The 16,543-nt window shown below is 62.8% G+C and carries 11 protein-coding genes; 2 read left to right on the forward strand and 9 right to left on the reverse strand.

Annotated features, from left to right (window positions below; translation table 11 throughout):
- The first annotated feature begins 48 nt into the window (after positions 1 to 48).
- The gene (locus tag AC56LH_RS15475; RefSeq protein WP_499647449.1) at positions 49 to 1,002 is read left to right on the forward strand and encodes a zinc ribbon domain-containing protein; all 954 of its coding nucleotides are present in this window, start codon (positions 49 to 51) and stop codon (positions 1,000 to 1,002) included.
- Here the strand turns inward: AC56LH_RS15475 and AC56LH_RS15480 are convergent.
- Positions 999 to 1,235, reverse strand: coding sequence for a hypothetical protein (locus AC56LH_RS15480; protein ID WP_499647451.1), 237 nt, complete (start codon positions 1,233 to 1,235; stop codon positions 999 to 1,001). The two genes, AC56LH_RS15475 and AC56LH_RS15480, sit on opposite strands and share 4 nt — an antisense overlap.
- A 195-nt stretch (positions 1,236 to 1,430) precedes the next feature.
- Here AC56LH_RS15480 and AC56LH_RS15485 point away from each other — a divergent pair, with 195 nt between their 5' ends.
- A complete protein-coding gene (locus AC56LH_RS15485; RefSeq protein ID WP_499647454.1) occupies positions 1,431 to 3,683 on the forward strand; it encodes a family 1 glycosylhydrolase in 2,253 nt (750 codons plus the stop codon).
- 82 nt (positions 3,684 to 3,765) lie between these two features.
- On the opposite strand, the gene msbA is transcribed toward AC56LH_RS15485, so the two are convergent.
- The 8 genes from msbA to dnaE all read right to left on the reverse strand — a co-directional run bounded on the left by msbA (position 3,766) and on the right by dnaE (position 16,400).
- Positions 3,766 to 5,511, reverse strand: a complete 1,746-nt coding sequence (msbA, locus tag AC56LH_RS15490) for a lipid A export permease/ATP-binding protein MsbA (protein WP_499647456.1) — start codon at positions 5,509 to 5,511, stop codon at positions 3,766 to 3,768.
- Between the two features lie 18 nt (positions 5,512 to 5,529).
- Positions 5,530 to 6,537: a glycosyltransferase family 9 protein gene (locus AC56LH_RS15495; RefSeq protein WP_499647458.1), complete on the reverse strand. Its 1,008-nt coding sequence runs from the start codon at positions 6,535 to 6,537 to the stop codon at positions 5,530 to 5,532.
- Positions 6,521 to 7,993 carry an O-antigen ligase family protein gene (locus AC56LH_RS15500; RefSeq protein WP_499647460.1) on the reverse strand — a complete coding sequence of 491 codons (1,473 nt, stop codon included), beginning with the start codon at positions 7,991 to 7,993 and terminating at the stop codon, positions 6,521 to 6,523. The genes AC56LH_RS15495 and AC56LH_RS15500 overlap by 17 nt, the downstream gene beginning before the upstream one ends.
- A gap of 54 nt (positions 7,994 to 8,047) precedes the next feature.
- Positions 8,048 to 9,652: an alkaline phosphatase D family protein gene (locus tag AC56LH_RS15505; RefSeq protein WP_499647461.1), complete on the reverse strand. Its 1,605-nt coding sequence runs from the start codon at positions 9,650 to 9,652 to the stop codon at positions 8,048 to 8,050.
- A 126-nt stretch (positions 9,653 to 9,778) separates the two neighbouring features.
- The gene (locus AC56LH_RS15510; RefSeq protein WP_499647462.1) at positions 9,779 to 11,797 is read right to left on the reverse strand and encodes a PAS domain-containing hybrid sensor histidine kinase/response regulator; all 2,019 of its coding nucleotides are present in this window, start codon (positions 11,795 to 11,797) and stop codon (positions 9,779 to 9,781) included.
- Positions 11,766 to 12,296, reverse strand: a complete 531-nt coding sequence (locus AC56LH_RS15515) for a methanogen output domain 1-containing protein (RefSeq protein WP_499647463.1) — start codon at positions 12,294 to 12,296, stop codon at positions 11,766 to 11,768. The genes AC56LH_RS15510 and AC56LH_RS15515 overlap by 32 nt, the downstream gene beginning before the upstream one ends.
- A 218-nt stretch (positions 12,297 to 12,514) precedes the next feature.
- Positions 12,515 to 12,925, reverse strand: coding sequence for a glycosyltransferase family 9 protein (locus AC56LH_RS15520; protein WP_499647465.1), 411 nt, complete (start codon positions 12,923 to 12,925; stop codon positions 12,515 to 12,517).
- Positions 12,906 to 16,400, reverse strand: a complete 3,495-nt coding sequence (dnaE, locus tag AC56LH_RS15525; protein WP_499647467.1) for a DNA polymerase III subunit alpha — start codon at positions 16,398 to 16,400, stop codon at positions 12,906 to 12,908. Before dnaE ends, AC56LH_RS15520 begins: the two co-directional genes overlap by 20 nt.
- Between the last annotated feature and the right edge of the window lie 143 nt (positions 16,401 to 16,543).

A 16,543-nucleotide genomic window follows, 5' to 3' on the forward strand; every position in this document is an offset into this window, starting at 1 on the left:
ATCGCTATAATCGTCCTGTGCCCTCACCACTTTCAGGAAAGCCTCCCCATGTTCTGTTCTCACTGCGGCGCCCCGATGGCGCCGGATGCTGCTGCGTGCGCTGTCTGCGGCAAGGCGGCGACGGTCAATGCATCCGCCTCCGTCAACCTCGACAAAGCGTCGCTGTACAGCGCCGACGATGGTGGCATTCCCGACGGTGTGAAAGGCTGGAGCTGGGGCGCATTCTTCCTGAACTGGATCTGGGCCATCGGCAACCGCAGCTGGATCGGTCTCTTGGCGCTGGTGCCGTACGTCGGCTGGATCATGGCGTTCTGGCTGGGATTCAAGGGCCGCGAAATGGCCTGGAAAAACAAGCAGTGGGACAGCCTCGAGCACTTCAACCGCGTCCAGCGCAAGTGGTCGCAATGGGGTGTCGGCATCACGGTGGGCGCAGCGATCATCGGTATCCTTGCGGCCATCGCCGCCCCTGCATATCAGGACTACACGACACGCGAGCACGAGGTACAGCGCGCCGCCGACCAGGCAGCGAATGCTGCGCCGCTCGCCGGCGGTAGCATCCTGGACAGCAATGCCGACAACCTGCCGACGTCGCTGCGCACGGTGGCCGGGCAGCTGGAACGCAAGACCGGCGCCGATGGCACTGGCGCGCTGCTGCTCGATGGCCAGGCCCTGTTCACGGGCGAGGATGCACGCTGGCAGTTCCCGCTGCGCAGCTTCACGCTGTCGGGCGGCAAAGAAGCCATCCTGATCGCCAGCAGCGGCGGCCGCGGCAACAGTTGCGAGACGCTGTTCTACTTTTTGCTCACTGACGCATCCGGCGTCACGCCCACGCCGCTGTTCGGCACCTGCGCCGCGCAAGGCAGCATCGCGCAGCGTGGCGATACCATCACCATCAAGCTGCCGGACGTGAACCGCGCATCGACGATCGTGCTGCAGAACGGTGTCGTGCGCGCCGATGGCCAGGTCGTGAGCCTGACCGGCATGAACGATCCATCGCGCTAGCTGCGCCGCTTCTTCCAGCTGTAATCGGCGCCCGTGACGTCCACGCCGGGATGGCCCACCACGTCCGGATGCTCCGAGCACATGGTGATGAAGCGGATGCCTTCGCCATCGCGCTGGCGCTTGCGCAGCGCCTCCATGAAGCCCATCGCCGGCACCATCTCGGTCGTGTCGAAGCCCTGCGCATGTGGGTGGGTGGCCGCGCCATCCACAATTGTCCAATACACCATGTACATTGATTTCTCCTGCATTGTGAGTTAGCACATTGTCGCCTGAAATAGTTCTCATCAGCAGAATGGGCACGCTACCCAAAAAAACCCCGTTAGAAAGTAGGACTGGTCCGAAATCTGCCCGCTATGTGAACCACTTAACATAGTGAGTACCGTGCGACCGTTAGTCTGTTGTCATGTTCACTATGCAGGTAAGCTTTCATGACTCTTCGCACCGATTCCCAGCCCGACCTCGCCCTGTGGGGCGGGCTCGAATGCACGGTTAACCGCGTTCGCGACGACTACTTCAGCCAGATGGACCGCAACGGCCACGCTGGCCGCCTGCAAGATATTGAACGCTTCGCATCGCTTGGCATCCAGGCGATCCGCTACCCGGTACTGTGGGAGCGCACGGCGCCCGACGGCATCGACAAGGCCGACTGGTCATGGGCCGACGAGCGCCTGCCGGCCCTGCGCGACCTGGGTGTCAATCCGATCGTGGGCCTGATCCACCACGGCAGCGGCCCCCGTCACACGAGCCTCGTCGATCCCGCCTTCCCCGACCAGCTGGCCGAATATGCCGGCGCCGTGGCCGCCCGCTATCCGTGGGTCGAGCACTACACGCCCGTCAACGAGATCTGCACCACGGCGCGCTTCTCGGGTCTGGCCGGTGTCTGGTACCCGCATGGCGGCGACGAAGCCACGTTCATCCGCGCCCTGCTGATCCAGTGCCGCGCGACGGTGCTGTCGATGCGCGCGATCCGCGCCGTCAATCCTGCCGCCAAGCTGGTCCAGACCGACGATCTGTCCAAGACCTACGGCACGCCCGAGATGCAGGACATCGCGAACTACTTCAACGAGCGCCGCTGGCTCGCCTGGGATCTGCTGTGCGGGATGGTCGACACGGGCCACAAGCTGTGGGACTACCTGCTCGACTCGGGCGCCACCGCCGACGAGCTGCGCTGGTTCCGCGACAACCCGTGCCCGCCCGATGTGATCGGCGTGAACTACTACGTCACCAGCGAGCGCTGGCTTGACCATCGCCCTGAACGCTATCCCGAAAGCCACCGTCACACCTACCGGGGCGTGGCGCACGCCGACATCGAGGCGCCACGCGCGCTGGCCACGCCCACGCCCGGCATCGCCCCGCTGTTGATGGAAACCTGGGAACGTTACGGCATCCCGATCGCGATCACCGAAGCGCACATCGACGCCAACCGCGAAGACCAGTTGCGCTGGCTGGTCGAAATCTGGAATGCCGCACTCAAGGCGCGCCAGCAGGGCGCCGACATCCGCGCGGTCACGGTCTGGGCGCTGCTGGGTTCGTTCGACTGGAACAGCCTGGTGACCGCCTGCCACGGCTACTACGAACCAGGCCCGTTCGACGTGCGCTCGCCCACGCCCCGCCCTACCGCGCTGGCAACCCTGATGCGCGAACTGGCCAGCAAGCGCGCGCTGTCCAATCCCGTCCTGCAGGGCGAAGGCTGGTGGCGCCGGCCGGGCCGCTTCTGGTGCAAACCCGTGGCCACCCGCACGGCAGTGGCCGACATCGCCGTACGCAGCCAGTTCAAGTCGGCGCCCGTGCAGCCGATCCTGATCACGGGTGCGACCGGCACGCTCGGCGCAGCCTTCAAGCGCATCTGCGAAGCGCGCAACCTGGCCTGCCACGCACTCACCCGGCAAGAGATGGACATCACCGACCCGGCCTCGGTCGACGCGGCGATCGTGCGTTTCAAGCCGTGGGCGATCATCAATGCAGGCGGCTTCGTGCGGGTTGATGAAGCCGAGACCGACAGCGAGCGCTGCATGCGCGAAAACACGCTGGGCCCGACCGTGCTGGCCCTGGCATGCATGCGCCATGCGCTGCGCTTCATGACGTTCTCGAGCGACCTGGTGTTCGACGGCGCCAAGGGCGCACCGTATGTCGAATCCGATGCGACCAATCCGCTGGGCGTCTACGGACGCAGCAAGCTGGACGCTGAAACCCGCGTGCTGGATGCCGATCCGCAGGCACTCGTGATCCGCACCAGCGCGTTTTTCGGGCCATGGGACCGGCACAACTTCGTGACCCAGGCGCTGGGCGCGCTGGCCAATGGCGAGCCGTTCCAGGCTGCGGGCGACATGATCGTCTCGCCGACCTATGTGCCGGATCTGGTGAAGGTCGCGCTCGACCTCATGATCGACCGCGAGCGCGGCATCTGGCACCTGACCAATGGCGACGCGGTGAGCTGGGCCGAGCTGGCGCGGCGCGCCTGCGCGGCAGCGGGGATGTCAGCGGACGGCTTGCAGGAGGTTGCGGCTGACGCTCTGGATTATCCCGCGCAGCGCCCGGCATTCAGTGCGCTGGGCAGCGAACGTGCGCTGCTGTTGCCGTCGCTGGACGATGCGCTGCAGCGCTATGCGCATGCAGTGCAGGAAGCGGCCGGCGGCGCGGGGATCCGGCAGGCCGGCGAAGCAGCGCATTACGCGCGCTGATCTTGTTGGCTTGATGTGGGGTGCTGATTTCTCAGCGGTCTGGCGGCCAACCATCACCGCGTGGACGGCATAGCCGTCCACGTTACGCAGCAGGCGAAACGGGCTGTTTCTTCTCGGCCGTGAACTGCAGATAGTACAGATTCGCGTACATGCCCTTCATGGCCAGCAGTTCGTCGTGCGTGCCCTGCTCCACGATGCGCCCGGCTTCCATCACCACAATCCGGTCGGCCCGCTCGATCGTCGACAGGCGGTGCGCAATCACGATGGTCGTGCGCCCTGCCATCAACGTGTCGAGCGCTGACTGCACCGCGCGTTCGCTCTCGTTATCGAGCGCCGACGTGGCTTCATCCAGGATCAAGAGCGGCGCATCCTTGTAGATCGCGCGGGCGATCGCCACGCGCTGGCGCTGGCCGCCCGACAGGCGCGAACCGTTTTCGCCGATACGCGTGTCGATGCCCTCCGGCAGGCGCGCCACGACGTCCGTCAGGTGCGCCGCGCGGATCGCGCCGGCCAGGCGCTCGTGGTCGATGTGCTCGGCGCCGTAGGCGATGTTGGCCGCCAGCGTGTCGTCGAACAGCACCACGTTCTGGCTCACCATCGCCAGCTGGCTGCGCAGCGACGCGAGCTTGATGTCGGTGTACGGCACGCCGTCGAGCAGCACACGCCCGACTTGCGGATCATAGAAGCGCGTGACCAGATTCACGAAGGTCGACTTGCCGCCACCCGACACCCCCACCAGCGCCACCGTCTGCCCCGGCAACACCTCGAGCGAGACATTGTCGAGCGCCGGACCGGCCGCATTCGGGTACTGGAACGCGACCTGCTCGAACACCAGGTGGCCATTGGCGCGGCCCAGTTCACGGCTGCCGGTATCGACTTCCGGCTCGGCGTCGATGATGCCGAACACCGTCTCGGCGGCCGACATCCCGCGCTGCATCGGACCATTCACTTCGGCCAGCGATTTCAGCGGCGTCAGAAGCATCAGCATCATGGTGACGAACTGCGTGAATTCGCCGACCGTCATATCGGCCTGCATCGCCAGCACGACCACCAGCGACAGCGCCAGCGAGGTCGCGATCTGCGTGATGGGCGTGGTGGCGGCAAAGGCCACCGTCATGCGCTGCGAAAAGCCGCGCAATGCAACGCTGCGCTGATGAAAGCGGCGGCGCTCGTAGGCTTCGCCGGCGAACACGCGGATCACCTGGTGGCCGCGCGCGGCTTCCTCGACCACGCCGGTCATTTCGGCAGTCACGCGCTGGCTTTCGCGGTTCAGGTTGCGCAGGCGCTTGGTGGTCGTGCGCACGATGACGGCGGTCAGCGGAATCACGACGATGGCGATCAAGGTGAGCTTCCAGTTCAGGTACAGCAGGCTGCCGAGCAAACCGATGACGACCAGCACGTCGCGCACGCAGGCCACGAACACCGACTGGATCATGTCGACCACCTGGCGCACGTCGTTGACGACCGTGTTGATGATCTTGCCGGTGCTCTCGTCCTGGTAGCGCGCGACCGGCAGGCGCAGCACGCGTTCGAAGGCCATCGCGCGCATGTCGTTGAGCACGCGCGAGAGCACCCAGTTGTTGAAGTAGGCGGTGCCGAACGTACCGATTCCGCGCAGCACGAAGATCGACACCAGCACGGCGGGAATCAGCCACAGGCTGAACGAAACCCGCTCTTCGAACCCGCGGTCGAACAGCAGCTGCATTGCCTTGGCCAGCAGCGGCTGGGTCGCAGCGGTGATCGCCATCGACAACAGCGCCAGTGCGGCGCGCGATTTGTAAGGTTTGACGAGCGCCAGCAGGCGTTTGACGATGACGTTGGTTTCCACGTTGTAGCCTGATTGTCTTTAGGTTCGTACCCAGGCGCGCAGGCGTGCGGCCACTTGTGACGGGGTAATGGACGCCATGCAGATGCAGGTTGCCGCGTCCTTGCAGCCGGCACAGGGGCGGTCGGCGCACAGCACTTCGGCGCGCGTTCCGAGCGGGCCCCAGCGGCCAGGGTCGAGCGGCTTGATCGGCGGGAACAATCCGAGCGCACGACTGCCCACCGCAGCCGCCAGGTGCAGTGGCCCGGTGCTGCTGGCCACCAGGCCATCGCAGCGACCGATGAGCGCCAGCAGGCCATCCAGGTCAAGCCGGCCGCAGACGCTCTCCACGTTGGGCAGGGCCAGCAGCTCCGGCGCCTGCTGCGCGATCAGGGCGCCTTCTGCGGCGCTGCCGGTGACGAACAGGCGGATCTCCGGATCAGCCTCTAATTCGCGCGCCAATGCGGTGAAGTGACCAAGCGGCCATTCGCGCCCACTGCCGTTGGACTTCGGATGCAGGATGATGTGGCGCCGCCCGCTCTCGAACAGCGCGTCGACTGCAGGCCGTTGCGGTGCTGCGAGACCGTACAGCGCCGGGATCTCGTCCAATGCCGGCACGTGGTCGATTTCGAGCGGGCGCAGCAGCAAAAAATTCAGCTGCGCTTCGTGCAGGTTCGATTTGACGCGGCTGAAATGGGCCAGGCGGTTGCAGGTGAACCAGTGGTACAGCCGGTGACTGGTGCCAATCCGCTGCGGCACCCGCGCGCGCTTGGCCGCTTTTGCCAGACGGCGATCGGGGAAGGCGAACAGTACCGCGTCGTAGCCGCCCTGCTTGAAGAAAGCTTCCGGCTCGCCCGCTTCTTCGAGGGTGATCACGCGGTCGAGAAAACGCGAGTGACGCATCGCCGGCGCCACGTAGGCGCGACACAGCAGGTCGACGCGCGCCTGCGGGAAGCGGGTTTTCAGGTAGCCGGCCAGCGGCAGGGTCAGGACGACGTCGCCGATGTTGTCGGTACGGCAGATCAGGATGCGGTCAAGTGATGGACGCATGGCGATCATGGGAAGAAATGCGCGTTACCGGCGCTGGCGCCGACCTGGCAGCAAGGCAGAAGCCGACCAGTACGCCGACCATGGTGGCGTAGAACACCTTGGTCAGCATCAGCCAGAACATGACGTCGGTCAGCCCGAACACGATGAAGCAGATCACCAGCAGCGTGCCGGCCAGCGCCGGGGCGGCGGCCGCTGGCGGACCGTTGCGCAGGGTACGCATGAAAAAAGTGAACGGGGCGACGTAGATCAGGAGCAGGAAGCTCAGGTCGAGCAACCCGCCAGTGACCAGTGTATTGAGTACGTCGTTGTGCGGCGTGCTGTAAGTGAGGGCGAGCGACTTCTGCAACCGCCCTTCGCGCTCGAGCGCCTGCAGCTCGCCGTGGAAGGCGTCGCGGCCAACGCCGATCAACGGATGCTCGGCGATCAACATTGCCGATGCCTTCCACAACTCGAGGCGGATGCCGACGGCCGTGCTGGCGTCGTTCAGGGTGTTGTAGCGCTCGATGTCGGACACAGCGTTGTTCATCCTGCCCGCCACGCCTGTCTGCGGCGTCATATAGGCCCCGACGCAGGCGACCAGGATCAGGGCGACAGTGTAGCGGATGGTCTTGCCATGCAGGTGGCTGCCGTATTTGAGCATCGGCCACAGCACCACCAGCAGTCCGAGCCAGGCCCCGCGCGAGCCGGAAAACAATGCCGCCAGCGCGCCGCACAGCAAACCCACTATCGGCAGCCAGGCCACACGCGTGTTGCGCAAGTCGTTGAGCGCGCAGAACGACATCACGCCCATGGCCACCGCAATGTCACCAAAGCTGATCGCATGGTGGGTGGCGCCGATTGCACGCGCTTCGCCGAGCACGAACCACTGGTAGCCACCGATCAGCGCGGCCCCGATGCTGCCAATGCCCATGCCGATCCAGAACATGCGGATATTGGGACGCAAGATGCCGACAAAACCGATGCAGCCCAAGGCCAGCAGGAGCCGCGAGGGACCGTCGAGCGTGCCGACGGAATCGCTGAACCAGATCATGCGCAGCAGGGTCACCAGAAAATAGCCGCCAAAGGCCAGCGCGATCCATCTGATCTCGCGCACATGGGCCGCGTAGAACCGTGCCAGGCCGCGCCGTGCCAGGAAGGCGAGCGAAAGCACCACGATCAACAGAGTCAGATGCACGCCAAAGCTGGTGGTCAGAACCGACGCGGGGAACAGCAACATGAGCCAGCTCGCCGCATTGCGGGCGCGACCGCCAGCAGGTTCGGGCGTAATGTTTTTTTCTGTCATCATTGAACAAGCACGCGAACCGCGCGTAAAAGAGAGCGCATTATAGACGAAAGCATCCGCAGGTCCGGTCGAAGCCCGGCGGTGCAACGCCCATCCCTCTCCTTCGCTCACTGCGCGTTCAATACTGACCACCACGTCCTTCGCGCCCAGCGCCAGCGCCACGCAGGCGCGCATCCGTCTGCGTGAACATGCTGCCGTCAGCTGATCTGGCTGGCTGACGGCCAGACCTTACACGCCCGAGGCCGGCAGCGTCTGCGCAAACTGCGAGACGCCGTCCAGATTGAACAGCTCGACCTTCATCGCCTTGCTGCGCGGGTCGATATTGACTTCACCAAAGAACTGGTAACCGGCAAACGGCGAGGAGTTCTGGATCAGCGGGCTTTTCGAGAAGACCGCCGTGGGGCCGAAGGTTTTGTCGAGCACGCCCGGACCGAACGCACCGGCATTCATCGGGCCGGCAACGAATTCCCAGAATGGTGAAAAATTCGTGAAACGGGCCTGGGCCGGATCGTAATAGTGCGCGGCGCAGTAATGCACATCGGTGGTGATCCAGACCACGTTGGGGATGGCCTTGATACTGCTGAGCAGGCGCGCCATTTCGAGTTCGCGCCCGAGCGGGACGCCATCGTTGCCGTTGGCGATCGCTTCCCAGACGTCTTCCCCGCGGGCGTTCTTGCCGTCGCCGACGTTCAGGCCGATGGGCATGTCGGCGGAGATGACCTTCCACGTTGCGCTCGAGGCTTTCAAGCCGGCGATCAGCCATTCCACCTGTACACTGCCCAGAAACGCCGAGCTGGCGTCTTCCCCGGTTTGCAGATTCGCGCTGTTCGGACCACGGTAGCTGCGCATGTCCAGGATGAAGACGTCGAGCAGCGGGCCATGCGAAATGGTGCGATAAATGCGCTGCGGTTCGCTCTGCTTGTAATAGCGCATGGGCGCATATTCGAGGAAGGCGCGCCGGCCGCGCGTGGTGAGCGTGGCAATGCTTTTTTCGGTGTAACGTGCGTCGCCCGATAAATCCTTGGCGGCGCTGTAGTTATTGGTGACTTCGTGATCGTCCCATTGCCAGATCTGTGGCACCTGGGCAGCGAACTTGCGAAAGTTCGCATCCAGCATGTTATAGGAATGGCGGCCACGGTATTCCTTGAGTGTTTCAGCGACCTTGCTGACTTCTTCGGTGACGACATTGCGCCAGACCTGGCCGTTTTCCGCCGTCACCTGGGCCAGGATCGGTCCATCGGCATAAATCGTGTCGCCGTTGTGGATGAAAAAGTCCGGGTCGCGCAACCGCATCGCTTCATAGATTTTCATGCCGCCAAAATCGGTATTGATGCCCCAGCCCTGGCCGCACTGGTCGCCGCTCCAGTGAAACCGCACGGCACGGGTGCCATCGGCCGCCGGCGTGGTCCTGAACTGGCCCGAGATGGTTTCGCTTTCGATCTTCGCATTATTCGGATCGACATAGCGTACGCGCACGAAAACCGTCTGACCGGTCGGCAAGCCGCCCAGATCGACACGGGTCGTGAAATCGGTCGCGTCGGTGGCCGTGGGGCCGACAATGCGGCTGGCATTGTTGAAGTGCTCGCTGGTATCGTATTCGACGATCATCTGCGCAGTGCGGTCGCTGCGGCTCCAGATGATCGCCCGTTGATCGGTGATGTCGCCAAACTGTATCCCCGACGGCATCTTCGGCCGTTCGTTGTCACTGACGCCGATTGCGGCATGGCTGCTGCCGCCGCAGCCCCCGAGCAGCAGGGTGCCGCCCAATGCCGAACTGCCCACCAATGCCCCACCCTGGGCCAGGAAAGTGCGACGCGAATGCGATGAAGTCATGCCAGCTCCGTTCATGTAAGAGCCGACAAGCTTATTTTTTCAATATGACGTGGCGATGAAACCGTCAATCGAATCGGGCGGCATTTGCTTCTTGAACGCCGCGACACAACCAGCACGGGCAGCTGGTTAGTTCAGCACTTGCGTATCCGGGGTCGTGGCAAGAATATCGAGCAACTTGCTGATGTCCAGGGGCTTGGTGAGGTGATGATCAAATCCCGCGTCGTAAGACTTGCGGATATCTTCTGGTTGACCGTAACCAGTCAACGCAATCAGGGTGAAATTTCTCAGAGCAGCGTTGGCGCGCAGGGTGCGTGCAACCGTATACCCGTCCATGCCGGGCAAGCCGATATCCAGCAGGACGACGCTTGGCAGCACCTGATGAAAACAAGATATCGCTTCCTGCCCATCAAAAGCGACCGATACCTCGTTGCCGAACGCGCGAAGCAACTCGGCCACCATGGTTGCGGCATCCTGATTATCGTCAACCACCAACATCTTTCTGACACCAGGCATGGCGGGAGACGAATGCGGCGTTGACGGTTGCCCGGAAAGTAGCTGCACCAACGGAAGAAGAATACGGAATTCACTGCCAGTACCAGGCCCGTCGCTATGGACGGTAACCGCGCCGCCGTGCTGTTCTACCAGTCGATGGACGACGGTGAGACCCACGCCCAATCCCCCTTCGGAACGGGCCAGTGTCCGTTCGGATTGCGTGAAGATGTCGAAAACACGGGGCAATAACGTGAGCGGAATACCCACGCCGTTGTCCCGGACAGAAATTTCGACGGCGTCGTCGATTCTCGTGGCCGCCAGATGTATCGTGCCGCCATGCGGCGTGTATTTCGCCGCATTGTTTAACAGGTTACCGATCACCTGTATCAATCGGTGAAGATCGCCGTTGACCAGTAAACTCTCCGCCGCCAGGTCAGTGAAAAGGACGTGGCGTTTTTCATGCAACATCGGCTCAACCAGTTCCAGTGCACTGTGAATCACCAGGGAAATATCGAGCACTTCGCGATGCAAATTTATTTTACCGCTGGAGATCCGGGACATATCCAGTAGTTCGTCCACCAGTCGCGTCAGGTGCTTGACCTGCCGATTCAGCACACCGCCGGCACGTTGGAGCGCCTCGTTGCTTGCGTTTGGTAGTCGCTGCAGTTCAAGGGCGTTCTTGATGGCCGACATCGGATTTCGGAGCTCGTGCCCAAGCATGGCCAGGAATTCGTCCTTGCGTCGGTGCTCATCCTCGAGTTCAACCTTCCGGGCCCTGACTTGTTGCTCAAGTCGCCAACGCTCGGTGATATCGTGAAACACGAGCACGACGCCGATGAGTGTTCCGTGTGCATCGCGAATGGGTGCGCCCGAATCATCGATATGCAGTTCTGAGTGGTCTTTCCGGATCAGGATGGTATGGTTCGCCAGCCCGACAATGACCCCCTCCGCAAGTACCCTTCTCACCGGATTCTCAACCGCAGTTCTTGTCTCCTCATTGACAATACGGAAGACTTCTTCAACGGGTCGACCAAGGGCGTCTGCGAGGTTCCAGCCGGTCTGGGATTCCGCAACGGGGTTCAGGAAGCTGATGGCCCCATGGATATCGGTGACGATCACGCCATCACCGATACCTGCGAGAGTAACCCTGAACCACTCGCGCTGCTCGATCAATTCGAGTTCAGCGCGGCGCCGCAGATCGATTTCATGCGCGAGTTTCTCGATCTGCCGATTCATGGCCAAAAAACGGCTTTCGGCCGCGTGTTTTGGAATGAGCCGCAATAGCACCCAGCACGATGTCGGCTGTGCGCCCGGGGCGAAGCGCGCCCCTTGGGCACGCAAGGGAAGCGCAGTGCCGCAAGGTAAGCGGAAGGTCAGCGTTGCGGGCATGAGTGCGACAACCCGGCGGCAATTGCGCAGATACTCCGCCACCTGTTGCGGCGGCTCGATGCACAGCGCTGCCAAGGCTGTCAGTCCCGGTTCGATATCCAGCTTGCCCAGCTGCCGTCTTGCAGCCGCATTGGTCGCCTGAATCAACCCATCCATGTCGACCAGCAGCATCGCTTCTGGCAAGAGATCAGCCAGGTCCTCGAATTGCGAACGTGTATCCATCGGGGGCGACTCAGCCGGAAAAATATTCACGCCCGTCGACATGGTGCGCGTCCGGTTGCGGTTTCAGGTACACCACCACGCGGCATTCAGGATCGCCTTCAGCAATCGTCTGCTCGAGCGCGACTTTGGCATAGCCCAGGTTTTCTGCTGCGATGGTACCGAAGACATTGGACGTCATCATGCACATCGACGGTCGCCCGATCACCTTCTCGGCGAAAGGGCAGACGCGATTGCCGAATACAATCTTCTCATCGGTTTGCTCTAAAATGAAAAAATCACCTTGAATTCTTCGTTTCAGATCCACCAATACTTCCGCCACTTGTTGCTTCGATAGTAGCTCGACGCCCAGCGACGACCGGTAACTGAGATTGATTTGGTCGCCAATGCGCTGACCAACTGCACTGACAAAACCTGAAGCTTCGTCCAAGCCGACGACATCTTCCAGCGTACCGGCGAGCTCGCGTATCAGCGTTCTGAGAAATATATCGCGATCGAGCTCCACAGGTAGTTGGTGGATTGGTATCGTCTTGGTTTCCATCATGTCTTCAGCCTTACTTCAAATGCTCAGAATTCCTGTTGTGACCGTCATCTTGACTAGCAGGAAAGTGGACATTGACCTGGTTTCAACCCAAGATTGGGCGCCCTTGCCCGTATGTGTGAAATCAGTCGCATTTTTCAGGCTGTTAATTATCCCACACGACAGCGACATAGTTTCATCAATCGGGAATTACCAACAGGCTGTGTCCGCAGAGTCGGGGGCTATCTCGACATCACTATACTGATGCAAAGGCGTGCCAGTTTCGTGACAAGCCTTATTGCTGGTCCACACCTAAGGCAATCCCGCACCGCGCTGCCACCTCGGCCTGCGCCCCCAGCGGCCCGGATCCATCGGCTTGATCGGTGGGAACAGGCCAGCGTCGGCCGCCCCAGCGCTGCCGACAGGTGCATCGGGCCTGTGCTGCAGGCCACCAGACCATCGCAGGCGCCGATCAGGGCCAGCAGTTCGTCAAGATCGAGCCGGCCGCACAGATTTTCCACCTTCGGCAGCGCCAGCAAGGCCAGCGGCAGCGTCAGGACGACGGCGCCGATAGTGCTGGTGCGGCAGATCAGGATGTGGCCAAAGGCCGATCTGCCGTCGCCCGAATGCGCGCTAGTACTCCACCGCCACATCCTTCGCGCCCAGCGACAGTTCCAGCGCCGCCTTGAGCGTATCGGATGGCGCCACGCGCCAGTCGTCGCCCAGTTGCACGGTGAACGGAATATCCTGTGTCTGCAGCCGCAGGCTCACCGGCATCCCGTCATGCACCCGGTGCGGCTGCAGGATCTCGGCCAGACGCGCCGCGCTGACCGACTTGTCCAGGTCCATCTCGAGCTTGTGGCCGTACTGGATGCGCGCCGTGGCCAGGTCGAACACCTTCTCGGCCGTGATGCGCAGGCCGCCGTTGAAGCGGTCTTCCGACACCTTGCCCACCACGAGCAAAAATTCGTCTTCCTTGAACGCGTTCTTGTTGGCCTCGAACACTTCGCTGTAGACCGTCACTTCATGCACGGCGGTCTTGTCGTCCAGCGCCACGATCAGGATCTTGCCGCGCTGCGTCATCTGCGTGCGGATGCCCGAGATCACGCCGCACATCATGCGCGGATCGCGCGACGGCTCCAGGTCTTTCATGCGCGTCTTGGCAAAGCGCCGCACTTCTTGCGCGTACGAGTCGAACATATGGCCCGACAGGTAGTAGCCGAGCGCGATCTTTTCTTCGGACAGCTTCTGGCGGTCGGTCCATGGCAAGGCCTTCACGTACTCGGGCGGCGCGACCAGGTCGGCATCGTCACCGCCGAACAGGCTGACCTGGTTGATGGCCGCTGCAGCCTGGCCGGCCGCTTCCATCGCGAACGACACCGATGCGAGCAGCACCGAGCGATCCACGCCGAACGCGTCCATTGCGCCAGCGCGGATCAGCGATTCGATCGTGCGACGATTGATCTGCTTGCGGTCCACCCGGTTGCAGAAGTCGAACAGGTCCTTGAACTTGCCGCCTGCCGTGCGCGCGGCGATGATCGCCTCGATCGCGCCCTGCCCCGCGCCCTTCACGCCGCCCAGGCCGTAGCGGATATTGGTGACCTGCTTGCCCGTTTTCGAGCGCGCCTCGCCCTCCGGCGTGAAGCGGAACTGCGATTCGTTGACGTCCGGCGGCAGGATCGTGAGCTTGCAGACTTCTTTTGCATCCTCGACCAGGATCTTGATCTTCTCGGTGTCTTCCATCGCCAGGGACATGTTGGCTGCCATGAACGCGGCGGTGTGGTGCACCTTCAGGTACGCCGTGTGGTACGACAGCAGCGCGTAGGCGGCGGCGTGCGACTTGTTGAAGCCGTAGCCCGCGAACTTTTCCATCAGGTCGAAGATCTCGTCGGCCTTGGCCGTGGTGAGGCCATCCTTGGCCGCGCCGGCGCGGAAGATCTCGCGGTGCTCGGCCATTTCTTCGGCCTTTTTCTTGCCCATCGCGCGGCGCAGCATGTCGGCGCCGCCCAGCGAGTAGCCGCCGACGATCTGCGCCATCTGCATCACCTGCTCCTGGTAGACCATGATGCCGTAGGTCTCGGACAGGATCGACTCGGTGCGCGGATCGGGATAATCGAATTTTTCGCCGTGCTTGCGCTTGCAGAAGTCGGGGATCAGGTCCATCGGGCCCGGGCGGTACAGCGCGACGAGCGCGATGATGTCCTCGAAGCGGTCGGGCCGTGCATCCTTGAGCATGCCCTGCATGCCGCGCGACTCCAGCTGGAAGATCGCGACGGTCTTGGCGTCCGACAGCAGCTTGTACGACGCGCGGTCGTCCAGTGCCAGCTTGGCCAGGTCGAATTCGCTTTCGGCCGGATCGAGCTGCTTGATGTACTTGACCGCGCGATCGAGGATCGTCAGCGTGGTCAGGCCCAAAAAGTCGAACTTGACCAGGCCCACGGCCTCCACGTCGTCCTTGTCGTACTGCGAGACCACGCCGGTATCGCCGCCAGCCGTGTACAGCGGGCAGAAGTCGGTGAGCTTGCCCGGCGCGATCAAGACGCCACCGGCGTGCATGCCGATATTGCGCGTGATGCCTTCGACCTTCTGCGCCAGTTCAAGCAGCGTCTTGACCTCTTCTTCGTTCTCGAGGCGCTCCTTGAGCATCGGTTCTTCTTCGATTGCCTCGGCAATTGACACCTGCTTGCCCGGCTTGAACGGAATCAGCTTGGAGATGCCGTCGCAGAAGTTGTAGCCGAAATCGAGCACGCGGCCAACGTCGCGGATCGCGCCCTTGGCCGCCATCGTGCCGAAGGTCGCGATCTGCGAGACCGCATCGCGCCCGTACAGGTCTTTCACGTGCTGGATGACGAGTTCGCGCTTTTCCTGGCAAAAGTCGATGTCGAAGTCGGGCATCGAGACGCGTTCAGGGTTCAGGAAACGCTCGAACAGCAGGTTGTACTTGAGCGGATCAAGATCGGTGATCTTGAGCGCATACGCCACCAGCGAGCCCGCACCCGAACCGCGGCCCGGGCCGATCGGCACATCGTTGTTCTTGCCCCACTGGATGAACTCGGCCACGATCAGGAAGTAGCCGGGGAACTTCATGTTGATGATCGTCTGGTTCTCGAAGTCCAGGCGCGCCTCATAGCGCGGGCGCTCGCGTTCACGCTCGGCCTCGTTCGGGTACAGCTGCAGCAGGCGGTCTTCCAGGCCTTTTTTGGTCTCGGCGATCAGGAATTCATCGATCGTCATGCCCGGCGTCGGGAAGTTCGGCAGTTGCGGCTTGCCCAGCGTGAGCGTGACGTTGCAGCGCTTGGCGATTTCGACGGAGTTGGCCAGTGCGCCCGGCAAGTCCCTGAACAGCTCGGCCATTTCGGCCTGCGACTTGAAGCACATGTTCTCGTTGAAGCGGCGCACGCGCTTGGCGTTGGCCAGCATTTCGCCCTCGGCGATGCAGACGCGCGCTTCGTGGGCGATGTATTCGTCCTTGTCGAGGAACTGCACCGGGTGCGTCGCCACGACCGGTAGCCCGAGGCGCCCGGCCAGCGCCACCGAGTGGCGCACCTGCTGCTCTTGATTGAGCTGGCCGGCGCGCTGGATCTCGATATAGAAGTGGCCGGGGAACACGCGCGCCCAGCGCGCGGCATTGGCTTCGGCGCGGGCGATGTCGCCGTTCTCGATGGCCTGGCCGATGTCGCCAAAGTGCGCGCCCGACAGCACGATCAGGCCATTGGCCTGCGACTGCCCGGGATTGAGCGTGGACGTGGACGTGGCCAGCGCTTCGAGCCATTCGGCGCGCAGCTCGGCGCGGCCCTTGTGCTGGTTGGTAAGCCAGGCGCGCGCCAGCAGGTCGCACAGCTGCAGATAGCCGGTGTGGTTCTTAGCCAGAATCAAAAGACGATGCGGCTTGTCCCGGTTGTCGTCGTTGGTAATCCAGGCATCGACCCCGACGATCGGCTTGACGCCCTTGCCGCGCGCCTCTTTATAGAAGCGCACCAGGCAAAACGTGTTGGCCAGGTCGGTCACGGCGAGCGCCGGCTGCCCATCCTTGACCGCCGCCTTGACCAGCTCGTCAATACGGACCAGGCCGTCGACGATGGAGTATTCGGAGTGGATGCGCAGATGGGTGAAGGTCGGGGAAGTCATCCCCGTATTTTACCTTGCCGGACCGGTGCGCTGCAGGCGTTGCCCCGGTCATCGATCAGCGCGTGGAAATGGCTGACCGAAAAAGAAACAACCCCGCAGGCGCATGCGTGCGGGGTTGTTCAGGTCATGCCTGCCCTGGCCGC

The organism is Telluria sp. LT1R51-2, from assembly GCF_059685775.1.